Below are 15,652 nucleotides of genomic sequence, written 5' to 3' on the forward strand. Positions count from 1 at the left end.
GTTTTCTTCCCCCTTTATCCTAATCGTTGTCTTGCATCAGCCGCGCGTTTCAGCGCTTGGCCAATGAAATTTATGCACAGCATCATCACTAAAATGAGCAATGATGCAGGCAGCCATACCCACCATTTGTTTTGCAGCACGTCTGGGTTGGTCGCATAGCTGACCAACGTCCCTAAACTCGGCGTGCTTTCCGGCAGGCCAAATCCAAGGTAAGTGAGCCCGGATTCAATGCCGATGTTGCCGGCCAAATTCAACGTCAAATTGACGATGATAATGGAGCTTAAATTCGGCAAAATTTGAAACAAAATGATTTTCCAATCCGGCGTTCCAAGCGTCTTTGAAGCGCTTACGTAATCCAACTCGCGCTCAGCGAGCGTTTTCGCACGGATGAGCCGAGCTTTGCCGGTCCATAAAAATGCACTCATAATCAAAATAAACGTCATGACGTTGTATTTCGGTACAATCGCTACAAATACGATGACAAGCATCAAAAATGGCAATACAAGAATAAAATCGATGATGCGCATGATGACATTGTCAACCCAACCGCCGAAATAGCCGGCCACCAACCCGACAACAAGGCCGATCGCCCCAGTGATCAACGTAATGGCCAGCCCAATCGTAAATGAATTGCGGGCGCCGATAATCAGTTGACCGAACACATCGCGGCCGCCGTAGTCAGTACCGAGCCAATGTTCCACCGATGGCGGCGAGTGGATGGCTAAAAAGTCCACTTTTACAATTTCCTCTTGATCTAAAAAAATCGAAGCTCCATAGACGATCAGTAAAATGATGGTCAATATAACGAGAGAGACAAGAGCGAGCCGATCACGGACGAGCTCCCGCCACATAATCGAGAGGGCGGAAGGGCTTTTTTCAACAGTTATTTCGACTGGTGCAGGGCCGTTGGCCTCGATTTTCATGTTCAATGCCTTCCTCCCTTCCTACTCAATGCGAATGCGCGGGTCGACCGCACTTAAAATGATGTCGGACAACAATGTCCCCACTAGCGTCGCCACACCGGAAATCATGACGAGCGCCGTCACGACGCTGTAGTCGCGCTGCATAATCGACTGCAAAAACAACTGCCCAAGCCCAGGATAGCTGTAAATCGACTCTAAAAAGACCGACCCGCCAATAAGCCCAGTAATTTCATAGCCCAAAAAAGCCGCGATTGGCAAAAACGAATTGCGGAAAATGTGCCGCCAGTAAATGTGCCGCTCCGGCACTCCTTTGGCGCGTGCCGTTTTCACGAAATCTTTCACTTTCGTATCGATGATTTCGCTGCGCAAATATTGAATGGTCACAACCGTGTTAAGAAGCGCTCCAGACAAGGCCGGAAGCATAAGATGGTTCAGTTTGCTTAAATAGTAGGCAAGCGTCCCTTCCTCAATTTGAATGTCCACACTCCCGCCGGTCGGAAACCAACCGAGATGAAAGCCGAAAATAAACAACATAATCAACGCAAAAATAAAGAGCGGAGTCGCATAACCAATATAGCTGTAGCCGACAATGAGCTTGTCAGCCCACGTGTCGGTCCACCGCCCGGACACGATGCCAAGCGGAATGGCGATGAGATAGGTCAAAACTAAAATAGCCGCCGATAACAATACGGTATTTCCTATTCTTCCGGCCAGCAAGTCCGTGACCGGCTGCTGATGGGTGTAAGACAGGCCGAGATCACCGTGAAGCATGTTTTTCACCCAGCGGATGTATTGAATATGTACCGGGTCGTTTAACCCAAGCTTTTCTTTCATCTCTTCCAACGTTTGCGGATCCATTTTCGGATTGGCTGCCAGTTGACCGGTCAACGCATCGCCCGGCATCGCCTTTGCCAGCAAAAAAATGAGGACGCTTAACAAAAATAGCTGCGGAATCATGATCAAGATTCGGCGCAAAATAAACTTCAGCATCGTTTCGCCCCCTTCTTTACGGAATGGCTACGGAATGAGTCGGCGAAATGGATTTAAGCGGATACGCCCGGCCGCTTTCATCAAAATAGCGCGAATACGCTTGCGCATATTCCATCTCCACCTCACGGCGCAGCGCTGTCTGTCGATCGCGCTCACGCGGGTCAGCGTTCGGAATCGCGGACAAAAGCCGCTTCGTATAAATGTGCTGTGGATTCATGAAAATATCTTCACTCGTCCCTTCCTCGACAAGCCGGCCGCGGTACATAATGCCGATCCGGTCGCACATATGGCGGATGATGCCTAAATCATGGCTGATGAACAAATACGTGAGTCCATATTCTTGTTGAATGTCTTTCATAAAGTTCAACACTTGCGCCTGCACCGAGACATCGAGCGCTGAAACCGGCTCGTCGGCGATGATCAGCTTCGGGTTGAGCGTGAGCGCACGGGCGATGCCGATGCGTTGGCGCTGTCCACCCGAAAACTCATGCGGGTACTTATAGATCGACTCGGCGCTTAGCCCGACCCGCTCGAGCACGTACTGCACTTTGCGCCGCTCTTCTTGTGGCGACAATTTTTCAAAGTTGCGCAACGGCTCAGCGACAATATCGAGCACACGTTTGCGCGGATTGAGAGACGAGTATGGATCTTGAAAAATCATTTGGATGTCTTTTCGGTACGCATGAAACTGACGCCGATTCAGCTTTGTCAAGTCCGTCCCTTCAAACAGCACTTCGCCGGCCGTTGCCCGAATGAGGCCGATGATTGTACGTCCCGTCGTCGTTTTGCCGCAGCCTGATTCACCGACAAGTCCGTACGTTTCCCCTTGATTCAAAGAAAGGCTGACATCGTCGACCGCCTTGACATAGTCAACGATCCGTCGGAAAAAGCCGCCGCGCACCGGATAATGCACTTTTAAATGTCGCACGTTAAGAAGCACCATAATCGACCTCTCCTATATTTGATCATCGGGAAAGTAAAAGTATTGGTAGCATGTGCAGCGCACCCAATGCCCCGGCTCCACTTCCCGCAGCTTCGGATCCGGTTCGTGCTGATCGGCCCCAATCCAGCTGATGCGCGGCTGGAAGCGGCAGCCTCGCCGCGGCAGCTTATGCAACGGGGGAACGATTCCTTGAATGACGTGAAGCCGTTCCTTTTTCGTCTGCGCGGACGGGATCGACTGCAATAACGAGCGAGTGTATGGATGAAGCGGGCGGTGAAAAATGGCGTCGACATCCGCGAGCTCAACGATTTCCCCCGCGTACATGACGGCCACCCGATCGGCCATTTCCGCCACGACCCCTAAATCATGCGTGATCAAAATAATGCTCGTTTTCATTTGCTGTTGCAGTTCTTTCAAAAGTTCCATAATTTGCGCTTGAATCGTCACATCAAGCGCCGTCGTTGGCTCATCAGCAATGAGCAGCGCTGGCTCGCAAGCGATGGAGATGGCAATGACAACCCGTTGCCGCATTCCCCCAGAGAGCTCGTGCGGATAGCGATGGTACACTTTTTCCGGTTCAGGGATGCCGACCCGCTCAAGCAAATGGATCGTTCGTTTCTTTTTTTCCGCTGCCGACAGCCGTAAATGATAATCCATGCTTTCCTCGATTTGTCGTCCGACGGTCATGAGTGGGTTGAGCGCCGTCAACGGATCTTGGAAAATCATCCCAATCTCTTTGCCGCGGATTCGGTTCAATTCGGAAACGGACAACGACAGCAAGTTCGTCCCGTTAAACTGCAGACGTCCTTCCACTTTTGTCTTCTCCGGCGGGTGCAGCCCCATGATCGAAAGGGCAAGCGCACTTTTTCCGCACCCCGACTCGCCGACAAGGGCGACGACTTCGTTTTCCCCGATCGTCAAGGAAACATCATCGACTGCCGCATAATAGTGGCCGTCGATCTGAAACGAAACTCGCAATCGATCAATTTCCAAAAGAAGTTGTTTTCCCAATGCACCTTTCCCCTTTGATTTAGAGTAACGAAATTTTAGACTATATATAATTTTATGATAATATTTTATCATATTTTTTTGTTAGTTCAACATTTTTTGTAATTTTATCCTTCTACTATATGTTTAGTTGGCACAATATTTTATAAAATAATAAGGACATATAAAAGATTTTTCAGCTTTTTCTCTTTATGTTCGTCGAACAAAAAAAATCGACTTTGTTCGACAGGTGTAGGAGCTGGTGCATCGTTTCTGGTGAACAAATCTGTCAAGAATAACTTTTATCTCTAAACCTGAATCCGTGATAGAAGTGTATCAAAAATGCTTGAAAATCCAATCATGACGAGGTTTTAACTCAATTTCGAATGTTCACCTATTAGGTGAAGAACCCCAAGGGCAATATTTGTTGATTTAGCAAGGTTTTCTTGGCAGTTTTGAACGCGTCTTTATCACGGATTCAGGTCTAAACTTAATGCGAATGGTTAGTCACCCTCTCCCACTCAATACCGATTGCCTCCATTCGCACTATGGCAGCATCATCACAAACACGATCATCTCCCTCGCTCGCCATCTTGGCATGAACGTTGTCGCCGAAGGAGTAGAGCGCGAGGAGCAGCTCGAGTACTTACGGGAAAAGGCTACCACGAGGCGCAAGGCTACTTGTTCCGGCCCCCTATGCCGGCAGATGAAGCAGCGTGCGTGCTATATAGATGCAATTTAAAGCTTTAACATTTATAGCTTTTACTGGTCATTGGATCGACTGTCGGGTGACCGAACAACGCCGCTTCCAGACCCATGTATGGGTCTGTGAAGCGGGGCGTTGTTCGGTCTTCCGTCACGCTAAGGCGTGACGAAGGCAAGCCTGTGGCTTGCCTTCGTCAGTCAAAAATGGACAAGCCGCTTTTCCGTCAAGGATATGTTAAACGCTTTCGTTGCATCTATATAGCACGCAGCATCGAGCGAAGGACGTAAAAACGCGGATGCCTGTCATCAAGGCATCCGCGTTTTTCCATCATTTAAACGCCATCGCCGCCCGCACCGCTTTTTTCCAGCCCTCGTAAAGCATCGTTCGCTTGTCATCATCCATCTTCGGCTCAAACCGGCGCTCAAGCTGCCATTGGGCGGCGATGTCATCCTGGCTGTTCCAGTAGCTGACCGCCAGCCCGGCCAAATACGCCGCACCCAAGGCCGTCGTTTCATTCACAATCGGGCGTTCGACCGGAACGGCAAGCAAATCGCTCTGGAACTGCATGAGGAAATTGTTTTTCACCGCCCCGCCGTCAACGCGCAGCGTCGTCAGCGAGATGCCGGAATCGGCTTCCATGGCGGCGAGCACATCTTTTGTCTGGTAGGCGAGCGATTCCAATGTCGCTCGGATGAAATGCTCTTTCGTTGTGCCGCGCGTCAGGCCAAACACCGCCCCGCGCACCTCGCTGTCCCAATACGGCGTGCCAAGACCGACGAACGCCGGTACGACATACACCCCGTCGGTCGACTCGACTTTTTCAGCGTACGCTTCGCTGTCAGCCGCCGTTTTGATCATCCGCAAGCCGTCGCGCAGCCATTGAATGGCCGAACCGGCGACGAAAATGCTGCCTTCAAGGGCGTATTCAACCTTGCCGTCAATGCCCCAGGCAATCGTTGTCAGCAGCCCGTGTTTCGACTCGACCGCTTTTTCCCCCGTATTCATGAGCATAAAGCAGCCGGTGCCGTACGTATTTTTCGCCATTCCTTCCGTAAAGCACGCCTGACCGAACAAAGCCGCCTGCTGGTCGCCCGCGGCCCCAGCGATCGGCACCTCGACGCCGAAGAAATGATAGGGAACGGTTTTCGCGTATACTTCCGATGATGGATGCACCTCAGGAAGCATCGCCTTAGGCACGTTTAAAATCGCAAGCAATTCGTCGTCCCACTCAAGCGTATGGATGTTAAACATCAACGTGCGCGACGCGTTCGAATAGTCGGTCACATGAGCGCGGCCGCCTGAGAGTTTCCAAATGAGCCACGTATCGATCGTACCGAAAAGCAATTCGCCGCGCTCCGCCCGCTCGCGCGCTCCCTCAACATGGTCCAAAATCCATTTCACTTTCGTCCCGGAAAAATAGGCGTCAATGAGCAAACCGGTTTTTTCGCGGAACAGCGGGTCATACCCGTTCGCTTTCAGCTCGTCGCAAATGCCAGCTGTCTGGCGAGACTGCCAGACGATGGCGTTATAAATCGGGTTGCCGGTGTCTTTCTCCCACACAACCGTCGTCTCCCGTTGGTTGGTAATGCCGATTGCGGCCACCTGTTCCGGCTTCACCTCGGCTTCAGACAACACGCTGGCAATGACGGCAAGCACCGAGCCCCAAATTTCATTGGCATTGTGCTCAACCCAGCCGGGCTGCGGGAAATATTGCGTAAACTCTTTTTGCGCCATATGAACGACCTCGCCTTTTTGATTGAACAAAATGGCACGTGAGCTCGTTGTGCCTTGGTCAATGGATAAAATGTATTGATTCATGGCTTTCCCCTTTCCCCCTTCTTTGGCTCATTTGGCGTATTACTTATGCGCCGTTTAAAGAGATTGACGGCTTGCGGCGCTCACTGTTTTTCCTTTTGCGATCTTCGCCGCCGCCAAAACGATTGCGGTTGCCGCCAGCACTACCCATAGGGCGCCTGTCGGTTTTCCTAAGAAAACGGCTTTATACACTAAACTGCCTAACGCGCCGCCGAGCAGCGGTCCGACGATCGGCACCCACGCATACGACCAATTCGATGACCCTTTCCCTGGGATTGGCAACAAAAAGTGGGCTAAGCGAGGCCCAAAGTCTCGGGCCGGATTGATGGCATATCCCGTCGTGCCGCCGAGCGACAGCCCAATCGCCACGATCAAAAAACCAACGACAAACGGATTGAGCCCATCGGCGAATTTGTTGGCGCCAATAGCCAAGATGGCTAAAACCAACACAAACGTTCCAATGATCTCGCTAAGCAAGTTGGCCGCCGTATTCGGCACGGCCGGCCCGGTGGCGAACACGCCAAGCTTGACGCCCGGATCGTCCGTTTCTTTCCAATGCGGCCAATAGTGGAGATAGACAACAGCAGCCCCTATCATAGCACCGAGCACTTGCGCCACCACATAGCCAGGGACATCTTTCCATGGAAAATCGCCGCTTATGGCCAACGCCACCGTCAGCGCCGGGTTGAGATGGGCGCCGCTATACCGGCCGACAGCGTATACGGCCACGGCCACCGCCAACCCCCATCCCATCGTAATGACGATCCAACCAGAATTGGCTGCATACGATCTTTTTAAATTCACGCCGGCGCACACCCCGGCTCCAAAAAGGATGAGCAATGCGGTGCCGATGAGTTCTCCTAAAAATGGCGCCATTTGGCCTCTTCCCCTTTTCATTCGAGATTTTTCTTGTCACTTCCTGCTAGAGCACCCCTCCGGAGGGTTCCAAGTTGGGCAAAAAAGCAAAAACCCACACACTCCCTCGTCCATCAACGAGGAACATGTGTGGGTCTCCGCTTCTCCACCACAACGTTATTAACTTGCTTTTAGCATATCATCTATTGAAAACGCTGTCAACCTATTTTTTCGGCAAAATTTGCACATAATCGAAGTCAAGCGTATCGACCGCGTCTTCGATATGAAGGCGGGTGATGAACCGGTACGACCGGCCGGGGCGCGATGGCAGGAGCGTCTCTGGGATCGTGTAGGCAAACGGGATTTCCTTTTTCTCGCCTGGCTTGATCACAAACATTCCCGCCGCTGGAATGACGGCGATGACATGATCGTGTTCCTTGCCGTTTTCAATGATTTTTTGCACCAGCTCCACATCAAGCCTCTCGATCATCTGTTCCACCGTTCCGCCATAAATGTGTACGATCCCTTCAATCGTTTCTCCTTGGTGCCATAACGATGTATTTAAGATCAAGTCGACGTGCGCCGACCCGACTCCGACTTTTGACATCATTTTGCGCAGCAACACCGTTGTCACCTCTTTTGTCTATCTTTCTCGTCATGAAAGTATACGAAAAAATGCCGCCGCCCGTTTCAGCTTCAGCGCAAAAAAAAATAAACAGACGGCTGACTAGGCGTCTGTCCCAAAGCGAAAACAGACGGACGCGGCATTTTGTTACCGCTTACATTGAGAGTACCGCATTCGCCTTCGTTTGTCAATTGGTTATTCGTACACATTTTCGTTTTCGATAATGTAATCAATCCGGATGACTGGGACATCTTGATGCTCGACCTCGGCGACAATCAGGCCGACCCGATCGTTGTAGATGCAAAACGTTTCCTGCCCTTTGCGGAACGCCGACTCCCCGTACGAAAGAACCATATGATAAATTTTATTGTCGCTGAAATACCGGCGGCTGACCCGGCTCCCTAACCGGACGATCACTTCTTTTCCCGCGATTTTCCCGCGGTACATCCGCTTCTCCCCCTTTTTGTCGTTCCTATTCCAATGTATGGCCGTTGTTGCCCGCTCATGACTTTTTTCTCCCCAAGCGGCCCGTTTTCCTTTTCAACCATTGTTTTTCAGGCCGGCAAACAACTTTTTCGGAAATTTCCTTTCTTTTGCTTGACGCAGCCACCCTCGGTAGTGTATAGTAAAATCATCACATAACAGAATATATTTCAGGCATTCAACACGAAGGCGCATCTTGGATGGCTGTGAAGTATATTTTGTTATTTGATAAAAATCTTGAGGTTAGCCAAACAGGCTAAAGGTATTAGGAGGAATTCAGTATTATGCAACGTGGTAAAGTAAAATGGTTTAACAACGAAAAAGGCTACGGTTTCATCGAAGTGGAAGGCGGTTCCGACGTATTCGTCCACTTCACGGCGATCCAAGGTGAAGGGTTCAAAACGTTAGAAGAAGGCCAAGAAGTTTCGTTTGAAATCGTCCAAGGAAACCGCGGACCGCAAGCAGCGAACGTTGTCAAATTATAAGGCTTCGTTGACATAGACGAGAGAACGGGAGCGGAACGAAAGACATCCTGCAGCATCGCAGGATGTCTTTTTCATTTGATTGGCATAAATTTCACCAAACGGCGAACAATAAGGAAAGGGAGGTGTTCATATGACGAGGCGCGATGCGGACGTACATACGGGATACAACGACTTGAAGCAAGTGGAAATGTTCGTCGAGGCGGCGGAGAAAATGGTCGGCCAGGCGACGATGCAACTGGATCCGGAAATGCTTGACCATGCCGAACAGGCGGTGAAAAACGCCCGCGACCAACTGGCGCGCGCCCGCCAAGAAGCCACGGGCGTCGACGGGGATTTTCTCGACCGCTGCGAACAAACATTGGCCCGCGCCGAGCATCAGCTTCGCGAGGCGCGGCAATAACAGCAAAACGATATATATAGATGCAACGAAATCGTTTAACATATCCTTGACGGAAAAGTGGCTCATCCATTTTTGACTGTCGAAGGCAAGCCTATGGCTTGCCTCCGTCACGCTTTAGCGTGACGGAAGACCGAACAACGACTCGCTTCCAGACCCATTCATGGGTCTGGAAGCGGTGTTGTTCGGTCACTCGACAGTCGGATGAAATGATCGGTAAAAACGAAAAATGTTAAAGCTTTAAATTGCATCTATATAGATGCAACCAAAACGTTTAACATATCTTTTCTTTGACAGAAAAGACACTTATCATATCTTTTCTTTGACAGAAAAGCCACTTATCAATTTTTCGACTGTCGAGGGCAAGCCTTTGCTTGCCTCCGTCACGCCTTGGCGTGACGGACGATCGAACAACCACCCGCTTCTCAGACCCATACATGGGGCTGAAAGCGGTGTTTGTTCGGTCGTTCGACGGTCAATCCAATGCTCAGTAAAAATTGCATCTATTAAGGCGGAGGACAAACAGCGATTTCCTTTTGGAGTGAAAAGAAGAACTGCTTTTGAGGTTTCTCCATGTTAAAACGTATGTTCTGTCAATCACCGGCCTTCGCAGCGCATCCGCTTCCTCCGTTCAAACGCCAAAGCTTGCCTGGTCGCAGCCGGCACCGCCCCAGGCCCGCGAAAGCGCAGATTGGGGCTCCTATCGCCCGCACCAACCGCCTCTTGAAAAAAATTCCTTCATTACCGACGCGAACGCGGCGGCGCTGATAGAAGCATCTCCCCGTACTGCCGCATTTGTTCCCCGACCGTGCATTGCTGGATGCAAAACGATTGGGCGTACGTTTTGCCGTACTCTTTCCGGAACGTGCTTTTTAAAAAGCAGCCATCGCAGTACGTTTCCTCCAGCCAAGCGATTTGGTCCAATATTTCTTTGCGTCGGTTCCGCTTCTTTCCCATACGACCTTACCCTTTCCCTGTCAATTCCGTTCGGCTTGTGATGATCTGCCCTTCAAGCGCCTGGCGGGCGAGCGAATCCGCCTCTTTATTTTGTTTGCGCGAAATCGGCTCGTACGCCGGTTCGATGTGAAGCTCGCGCATTTTCGCTTCAATGCGGTCAAGCCAGATGTTGAAATCGTCCTCAAAACACGGCCAATCGCCGGACAGCTGCTTTAACACGACGTGGGAGTCGCCGCGGAACGTCACCGGCAAATGATGGACGCCAAGTTCCTCGAGCAGCTGCATGACAAACCAAAACGCCGCATACTCTGCCTCATTATTGGATTTGATTTCGCCGAGCCGGCGGTTGGCGCGCAACCGGTAGCGATGATCGTTTTGCTTATAGTATACGACCGCGCCGGCGCCGCCTTGGGACGTCTCATGGTCAAAGCCGCCGTCGAAATACACAACGATCTCATGCGGCTCGCCGGCGATCTCCTCAAGCAGCTTTTGCAGCTCTTTTTTTGACCACACCGTGCCGTTTCGATCGACGAACTCCACTGTTTTCGTCCGCCCGGTTTTTTCAAAATCATCCGCCAAAGCGAGCGCCTTTTTGGCATCGACCCAATCGGAGACAAGAAACGCCTCTTGTTTTTTCGGCGTGATATACGTCCAGTGGATTTGTACGTCCAACGCATTGTCACCCTTCCGCGTGGCGATGATCGGAGCTGGTTTTTATTTTACCACACTTGCGCCCTTGTTCATTACCTAATATTATGCGCAATTTCTTCTTGTATCAACCATTTTGCCGCAGGCGCCCATCTTTTTTCCAAAATATCTATCTTTTTCGGCCTACTTGTGGTACACTAGCGGCTAGCACCCAAAATGAGATGGGGCGCAAGCATATGAAGAGGGAGGATTCGAATTGAAGCGTCAAACCATAGCCGATCTGAGTCTGCTAATGGTGACGTTCGTCTGGGGGGCGACGTTCGTCGTCGTCCAAAATGCCATTTCGTTTTTGGAGCCGTTGTCGTTTAACGCCGTTCGCTTCAGTTTGGCCGGCTTGTTGCTTCTCGCTTGGATCGCTGCCGCTTCCCGCCCACTCTTCGGCCAGTTGTCATGGCGAGTCATCGGCGCTGGGGCGTGGATGGGGCTATGGCTGTTTTGCGGCTACGCATTCCAAACGATCGGACTGTTGTATACCACTTCCTCGAAAGCCGGCTTTATTACCGGACTGAGCGTTGTGCTCGTTCCATTGTTTTCCTTTTTGATTTTAAAGCAAAAACCGTCTGTGAATGCGGTCGTTGGAGCGGCACTTGCCGCGTTCGGCCTGTATTGGCTGACAGGGGGAGCGGAGCTGTCGTTCAATCAGGGCGATTTCTTTGTCTTTCTTTGTGCTGTTTCCTTTGCCATGCACATTATCGTCACCGGCCGCTATTCCTCTCAGTATTCGACGATGCTGTTGACAATGGTGCAAATTTTTACCGTCGGCATCCTCTGTTTCTTCTTTGCCTTTTGGTTTGAAGACGCCGCGCAAATGTGGAATATGGCGGTGCTCCGCCGTCCGGAAGTATGGGGGGCGCTCGCTGTGACATCGTTGTTGGCGACGACCGCGGCGTTTCTCATCCAAACGGCGGTGCAAAAATATACGACTCCCGCCCATGTCGCGCTGATTTTCGCCATGGAGCCGGTGTTCGCCGCTTTGACCGCCTACCTTTGGGCTGGAGAGCGGCTGTCGCCATCGGCCTGGCTTGGCGGCGCTGCGATTTTGGCCGGCATGATTTTCGCCGAACTGCCAAGCATGCGCCTCTGGGGCAGACGGTGGCGGGAAAAGCGGAACATCCCATCGTAGCCGCAACGATTGCTCTTAGCGAAAAACAGTGAAGTTTTTGGGAGGCTAGAGGCGCTCCGTTGGTCATCATCCCATGCCGCCGACGCCTGACGCGCTTCGCTGCCTGAGGCCGTCAGGCGCGGTGCCGACAACCCCAATGCGATAAAGCGCCCGCGGCCATGCCTAAGAGCGCCCCGCCGACGACTTCGATCGGCTCGTGTCCGAGCCGGGCGCGCAGCTGCCGCTGTCGTTTGTGATAAACGGTTTGTTTTGGGTCTCCTTCCAACTTTTTTACTTCCTCGGCAAGCTCGTTCAGGCGAAGGGCGAGTTCGCCCGCTTGGCGCCGCACCCCTTGCGCATCGTACATGACGATCAGTCCAAACAACGCGGCCAAGGCAAAATCGATCGTGCGCACGCCTCGCTCGAGGGCGATAAATGTCGCTAAGGCGGAAACACCGGCAGAGTGGGAGCTTGGCATTCCGCCGGTTTCGAAAAAGAGCCGCCAGTCCCATCGGCCAGTCTCCAACTGCTTGATCGGGATTTTCAGAAACTGGGCGAGCGCGATTGTCGCGAGCGCCGTCTTCAGCCCCTTGTTCATCACGCTTTCCTCCTTTGCTTATATTTTGACCAAGGGTGGCCATACTATCCGTAAAGAGCGGAGGTGAGAGCAATGACCAAAAACGGCGGCCGAAACCGCGGCACGAAGGCGCCGGGCGTCAACCCGCAAGGCTTTGGCCAAGACGGAACGTTCACCCCGGATCCAAAAAGCAAGCTTGAGAACGCAGCGAAAAAGCTCAACACAAAATAAAAGCAGGCTTCCCGATATGGGAGCCTGCTTTTTGTCGTTATTGTTTCACTTTCGCCAATTTTTCGCGCAACACCATTTGCAAAATGCCGCCGTGGCGATAGTAGTCGATTTCGACTTCGCTGTCAAAGCGGACGATGACCTCAAATTCTTTCTTCTCACCCGTATCCGGGTTCGTCGCCGTCACTTTGACGAGATCACGCGGTTTGACGTTTTCATCGATGTGAATGTCGAACACTTCTTTACCCGTCAAGCCGAGCGTCTCCGCATTTTCGCCTTCTTTGAATTGCAGCGGCAGGACGCCCATCAAAACGAGGTTCGAGCGGTGGATGCGCTCAAAGCTTTCGGCGATGACCGTTTTAATGCCGAGCAAGAACGTCCCTTTCGCCGCCCAGTCGCGCGAGCTGCCCATGCCGTAGTCTTTGCCGGCGATGACGACAAGCCCAGTGCCGTCTTGTTTGTATCTCATGCACGCATCGTACATCGACATCACTTCGCCGGTCGGCCAGTACGTCGTATAGCCGCCTTCCGTGCCCGGCGCGATTTGGTTGCGGATGCGGATGTTGGCGAACGTGCCGCGCATCATCACTTCATGGTTGCCGCGCCGCGAACCGTACGAGTTGAAATCTTTCGGCTCGACGCCTTTCGAGATCAAATATTGGCCTGCCGGCGTGTTTTTGCCGATCGACCCAGCTGGCGAAATATGGTCAGTCGTGACCGAATCACCGAACTTGCCGACAACGCGCAAGCCGGTGAGAGGTTCAACTTTGCGCACTTCCGGCGACAAGCCTTCAAAGAACGGCGGATTTTGAATGTACGTCGAGTTTTCATCCCATTGGTACAGCGGCTCATCCGTTGTTTCGATGGCGTTCCAGCGCGGATTGCCGTCGAACACGCGCTCATATTCTTTGCGGAACAGTTCCGGATCGACCGCTTGCTTGACGACATTCTTCACTTCTTCCATCGACGGCCAAATGTCGCGGAAATAGACGTCGTTGCCGTCTTTGTCTTTGCCAATCGGCTCGTTCAACAAGTCAATGTCGACCGTGCCGGCGAGCGCATAGGCGACAACAAGCGGCGGCGATGCCAAATAGTTGCCTTTGACAAGCGGGTGGATGCGGCCTTCAAAGTTCCGGTTGCCGGACAGGACGCTTGTCACGAGCAGATCGCTTTCCGCGAGCGCTTTTTCGAGCTCCGGCGCAAGCGGACCTGAGTTGCCGATGCATGTCGTGCAGCCGTAGCCGACAATGTTGAAACCGAGCTGTTCAAGATACGGAAGCAGCCCCGAGTCACGCAAGTAGCCGGTGACGACTTTCGAGCCCGGCGCGAGCGACGTTTTCACGTATTTCGGCACTTGCAAGCCTTTTTCGACCGCTTTTTTCGCCACTAAACCAGCGGCGACAAGCACGTACGGGTTCGACGTGTTCGTACAGCTTGTGATCGCCGCGATGACGACAGCGCCCGTTTTTAATTTCACTTGTTCGCCGTTCAGCTCGACCGTAATTTCCCGCTCCAAGTCCGCTTCCGTCAAGCCAAAGCCTTGGTTGCCTTGCGGCGCTTTCACCGCGTCGCGGAACGACTGTTTCATTTTCGAGAGCGGGATCAAGTCTTGCGGCCGTTTCGGGCCAGACAAGTTCGTTTCAATTTCCGACAAGTTGATTTCCACAACATCCGTAAACACCGGCTCCGGTGCATCCGGCGTGTAGAACAAACCGTTCGCTTTGCAATACGCTTCGACGACTTGAACGTGATGTTCGTCGCGGCCGGTCAAGCGCAAATAGTCAAGCGCTTCAGCGTCGACCGGGAAGAAGCCGCACGTTGCCCCGTATTCCGGCGCCATGTTGGCAATCGTCGCCCGGTCGGCAAGCGGCAAAGTCGCCACTCCTGGTCCGAAAAATTCAACGAATTTGCCGACGACGCCTTTTTTCCGGAGCACTTGCGTCACCTTAAGCGCCAAGTCGGTGGCCGTCGCTCCGTCCGGCAGCTTGCCTGTCAGGCGGACGCCGATGACTTCCGGCACCGGGAAGTACGACGGTTGGCCGAGCATGCCGGCTTCCGCTTCAATGCCGCCGACTCCCCAACCGAGGACGCCGAGGCCGTTGATCATCGTCGTATGCGAGTCCGTGCCGACAAGCGTATCCGGGAACGCTTCGTACTCGCCGTTCTCCCCTTCGACCGCGTGAACGACGCTTGCCAAATATTCCAAGTTCACTTGGTGGACGATCCCCGTTGCCGGCGGAACGGCACGATAGTTGTTAAACGCTTTTTGCGCCCATTTCAAAAACTTGTACCGTTCGGCGTTCCGTTTGAATTCTAAATCCATGTTGTACTCCAGCGCATCGTCTGACCCGTAGCGGTCGACTTGCACCGAGTGGTCGATGACGAGATCGACCGGAATTTCCGGGTTGATTTCGTACGGATCGCCGCCCAAATCGGCCATCGCTTTGCGCATCGAAGCCAAATCGACGACAGCCGGCACGCCGGTGAAGTCTTGCAAAATGACGCGCGACGGCTTAAACGGCACGTCGATGTCTTTCATTTCCGGCGTTCCCCATTTCGCCAAGTTTTCGACGTGCTCTTTCGTGATGACGCGGCCGTCGACTTGGCGGAGCACCGATTCAAGCAATACTTTGATCGAGTACGGCAGGCGGCTCACCTGGCCGATGCCCGCTTCTTCAAGCGCTTGCAAACGGTAATAATTGTATTTTTTACCGTTGACTTCGAATGAAGAGCGGGCGTTGAATACATCCTGTTTCGCCATATGTACAACCCCCTTCACTTCACAATAATACTATACTATTTTTTTGCGCAAAAGTCGAAAAAATAGCATGAATTCTCCCAATCCCCATAAAGTTTGGCACGACTTTATCT

At 52.3% G+C, this 15,652-nt stretch carries 15 protein-coding genes and 1 pseudogene; 4 read left to right on the top strand and 12 right to left on the bottom strand.

Annotation, left to right across the window (positions count from 1 at the left end):
• Positions 1-14 precede the first annotated feature (14 nt).
• The 8 genes and pseudogenes from ABS784_RS00110 to ABS784_RS00145 form a co-directional block, all read right to left on the bottom strand.
• Positions 15-923 (bottom strand): ABC transporter permease, encoded by a 909-nt coding sequence (locus ABS784_RS00110; RefSeq protein ID WP_352511321.1) that lies wholly within the window; start codon positions 921-923, stop codon positions 15-17.
• A gap of 21 nt (positions 924-944) precedes the next feature.
• Positions 945-1,913, bottom strand: a complete 969-nt coding sequence (opp4B, locus tag ABS784_RS00115; protein ID WP_352511050.1) for an oligopeptide ABC transporter permease — start codon at positions 1,911-1,913, stop codon at positions 945-947.
• Between the two features lie 16 nt (positions 1,914-1,929).
• Positions 1,930-2,856: an ABC transporter ATP-binding protein gene (locus ABS784_RS00120; RefSeq protein WP_352511051.1), complete on the bottom strand. Its 927-nt coding sequence runs from the start codon at positions 2,854-2,856 to the stop codon at positions 1,930-1,932.
• Positions 2,843-3,867: pseudogene (locus tag ABS784_RS00125) on the bottom strand (ABC transporter ATP-binding protein). The gene ABS784_RS00120 and the pseudogene ABS784_RS00125 overlap by 14 nt, the downstream one beginning before the upstream one ends.
• 1,009 nt (positions 3,868-4,876) lie before the next feature.
• Positions 4,877-6,367 (bottom strand): glycerol kinase GlpK, encoded by a 1,491-nt coding sequence (glpK, locus tag ABS784_RS00130; protein WP_352511053.1) that lies wholly within the window; start codon positions 6,365-6,367, stop codon positions 4,877-4,879.
• Between the two features lie 54 nt (positions 6,368-6,421).
• A complete protein-coding gene (locus tag ABS784_RS00135) occupies positions 6,422-7,240 on the bottom strand; it encodes an MIP/aquaporin family protein (RefSeq protein ID WP_352511055.1) in 819 nt (272 codons plus the stop codon).
• Between the two features lie 202 nt (positions 7,241-7,442).
• Positions 7,443-7,844: a sporulation protein gene (locus tag ABS784_RS00140; RefSeq protein ID WP_066234442.1), complete on the bottom strand. Its 402-nt coding sequence runs from the start codon at positions 7,842-7,844 to the stop codon at positions 7,443-7,445.
• Between the two features lie 195 nt (positions 7,845-8,039).
• Positions 8,040-8,291, bottom strand: a complete 252-nt coding sequence (locus ABS784_RS00145; RefSeq protein ID WP_352511058.1) for a hypothetical protein — start codon at positions 8,289-8,291, stop codon at positions 8,040-8,042.
• Positions 8,292-8,611: 320 nt separating this feature from the next.
• Here ABS784_RS00145 and cspD point away from each other — a divergent pair, with 320 nt between their 5' ends.
• Both cspD and ABS784_RS00155 read left to right on the top strand, forming a co-directional pair.
• The gene (cspD, locus tag ABS784_RS00150) at positions 8,612-8,812 is read left to right on the top strand and encodes a cold-shock protein CspD (RefSeq protein ID WP_003251474.1); all 201 of its coding nucleotides are present in this window, start codon (positions 8,612-8,614) and stop codon (positions 8,810-8,812) included.
• 130 nt (positions 8,813-8,942) lie between these two features.
• A complete protein-coding gene (locus tag ABS784_RS00155) occupies positions 8,943-9,212 on the top strand; it encodes a DUF2564 family protein (protein ID WP_352511062.1) in 270 nt (89 codons plus the stop codon).
• A gap of 738 nt (positions 9,213-9,950) precedes the next feature.
• Here ABS784_RS00155 and ABS784_RS00160 read toward each other — a convergent pair.
• Together ABS784_RS00160 and ABS784_RS00165 are read right to left on the bottom strand one after the other, a co-directional pair.
• Positions 9,951-10,166 (bottom strand): zinc-finger domain-containing protein, encoded by a 216-nt coding sequence (locus tag ABS784_RS00160; RefSeq protein WP_011230850.1) that lies wholly within the window; start codon positions 10,164-10,166, stop codon positions 9,951-9,953.
• Positions 10,167-10,172: 6 nt separating this feature from the next.
• Positions 10,173-10,838: a ribonuclease H family protein gene (locus ABS784_RS00165; protein WP_011230849.1), complete on the bottom strand. Its 666-nt coding sequence runs from the start codon at positions 10,836-10,838 to the stop codon at positions 10,173-10,175.
• A 232-nt stretch (positions 10,839-11,070) separates the two neighbouring features.
• Between ABS784_RS00165 and ABS784_RS00170 the strand changes: the two genes are divergently transcribed.
• On the top strand, positions 11,071-11,997 hold the full coding sequence (locus ABS784_RS00170) for a DMT family transporter (protein WP_011230848.1): 927 nt from the start codon (positions 11,071-11,073) through the stop codon (positions 11,995-11,997).
• Between the two features lie 112 nt (positions 11,998-12,109).
• Here ABS784_RS00170 and ABS784_RS00175 read toward each other — a convergent pair whose 3' ends face one another.
• Positions 12,110-12,574 (bottom strand): divergent PAP2 family protein, encoded by a 465-nt coding sequence (locus ABS784_RS00175; RefSeq protein ID WP_050368552.1) that lies wholly within the window; start codon positions 12,572-12,574, stop codon positions 12,110-12,112.
• Positions 12,575-12,646: 72 nt separating this feature from the next.
• On the opposite strand from ABS784_RS00175, the gene sspL reads away from it, so the two are divergent.
• The gene (sspL, locus tag ABS784_RS00180) at positions 12,647-12,784 is read left to right on the top strand and encodes a small, acid-soluble spore protein L (protein WP_011230846.1); all 138 of its coding nucleotides are present in this window, start codon (positions 12,647-12,649) and stop codon (positions 12,782-12,784) included.
• A gap of 37 nt (positions 12,785-12,821) precedes the next feature.
• Here sspL and acnA read toward each other — a convergent pair whose 3' ends face one another.
• The gene (acnA, locus tag ABS784_RS00185) at positions 12,822-15,542 is read right to left on the bottom strand and encodes an aconitate hydratase AcnA (protein ID WP_023634183.1); all 2,721 of its coding nucleotides are present in this window, start codon (positions 15,540-15,542) and stop codon (positions 12,822-12,824) included.
• Positions 15,543-15,652 lie beyond the last annotated feature (110 nt).

Origin of the sequence: Geobacillus sp. G4 (genome assembly GCF_040327975.1) — a bacterium.
Classification (GTDB): Bacteria; Bacillota; Bacilli; order Bacillales; family Anoxybacillaceae; genus Geobacillus; species Geobacillus thermoleovorans.

Excerpts from the sequence above, each read along its gene's own strand:
- ABS784_RS00110 (WP_352511321.1), bottom strand. The coding sequence starts at position 923 with ATGAAAATCGAGGCCAACGGCCCTGCACCAGTCGAAATAACTGTTGAA.
- opp4B (WP_352511050.1), bottom strand. The coding sequence starts at position 1,913 with ATGCTGAAGTTTATTTTGCGCCGAATCTTGATCATGATTCCGCAGCTA.
- ABS784_RS00120 (WP_352511051.1), bottom strand. The coding sequence starts at position 2,856 with ATGGTGCTTCTTAACGTGCGACATTTAAAAGTGCATTATCCGGTGCGC.
- glpK (WP_352511053.1), bottom strand. The coding sequence starts at position 6,367 with ATGAATCAATACATTTTATCCATTGACCAAGGCACAACGAGCTCACGT.
- ABS784_RS00135 (WP_352511055.1), bottom strand. The coding sequence starts at position 7,240 with ATGGCGCCATTTTTAGGAGAACTCATCGGCACCGCATTGCTCATCCTT.
- ABS784_RS00145 (WP_352511058.1), bottom strand. The coding sequence starts at position 8,291 with ATGTACCGCGGGAAAATCGCGGGAAAAGAAGTGATCGTCCGGTTAGGG.
- cspD (WP_003251474.1), top strand. The coding sequence starts at position 8,612 with ATGCAACGTGGTAAAGTAAAATGGTTTAACAACGAAAAAGGCTACGGT.
- ABS784_RS00155 (WP_352511062.1), top strand. The coding sequence starts at position 8,943 with ATGACGAGGCGCGATGCGGACGTACATACGGGATACAACGACTTGAAG.
- ABS784_RS00160 (WP_011230850.1), bottom strand. The coding sequence starts at position 10,166 with ATGGGAAAGAAGCGGAACCGACGCAAAGAAATATTGGACCAAATCGCT.
- ABS784_RS00175 (WP_050368552.1), bottom strand. The coding sequence starts at position 12,574 with ATGAACAAGGGGCTGAAGACGGCGCTCGCGACAATCGCGCTCGCCCAG.
- sspL (WP_011230846.1), top strand. The coding sequence starts at position 12,647 with ATGACCAAAAACGGCGGCCGAAACCGCGGCACGAAGGCGCCGGGCGTC.
- acnA (WP_023634183.1), bottom strand. The coding sequence starts at position 15,542 with ATGGCGAAACAGGATGTATTCAACGCCCGCTCTTCATTCGAAGTCAAC.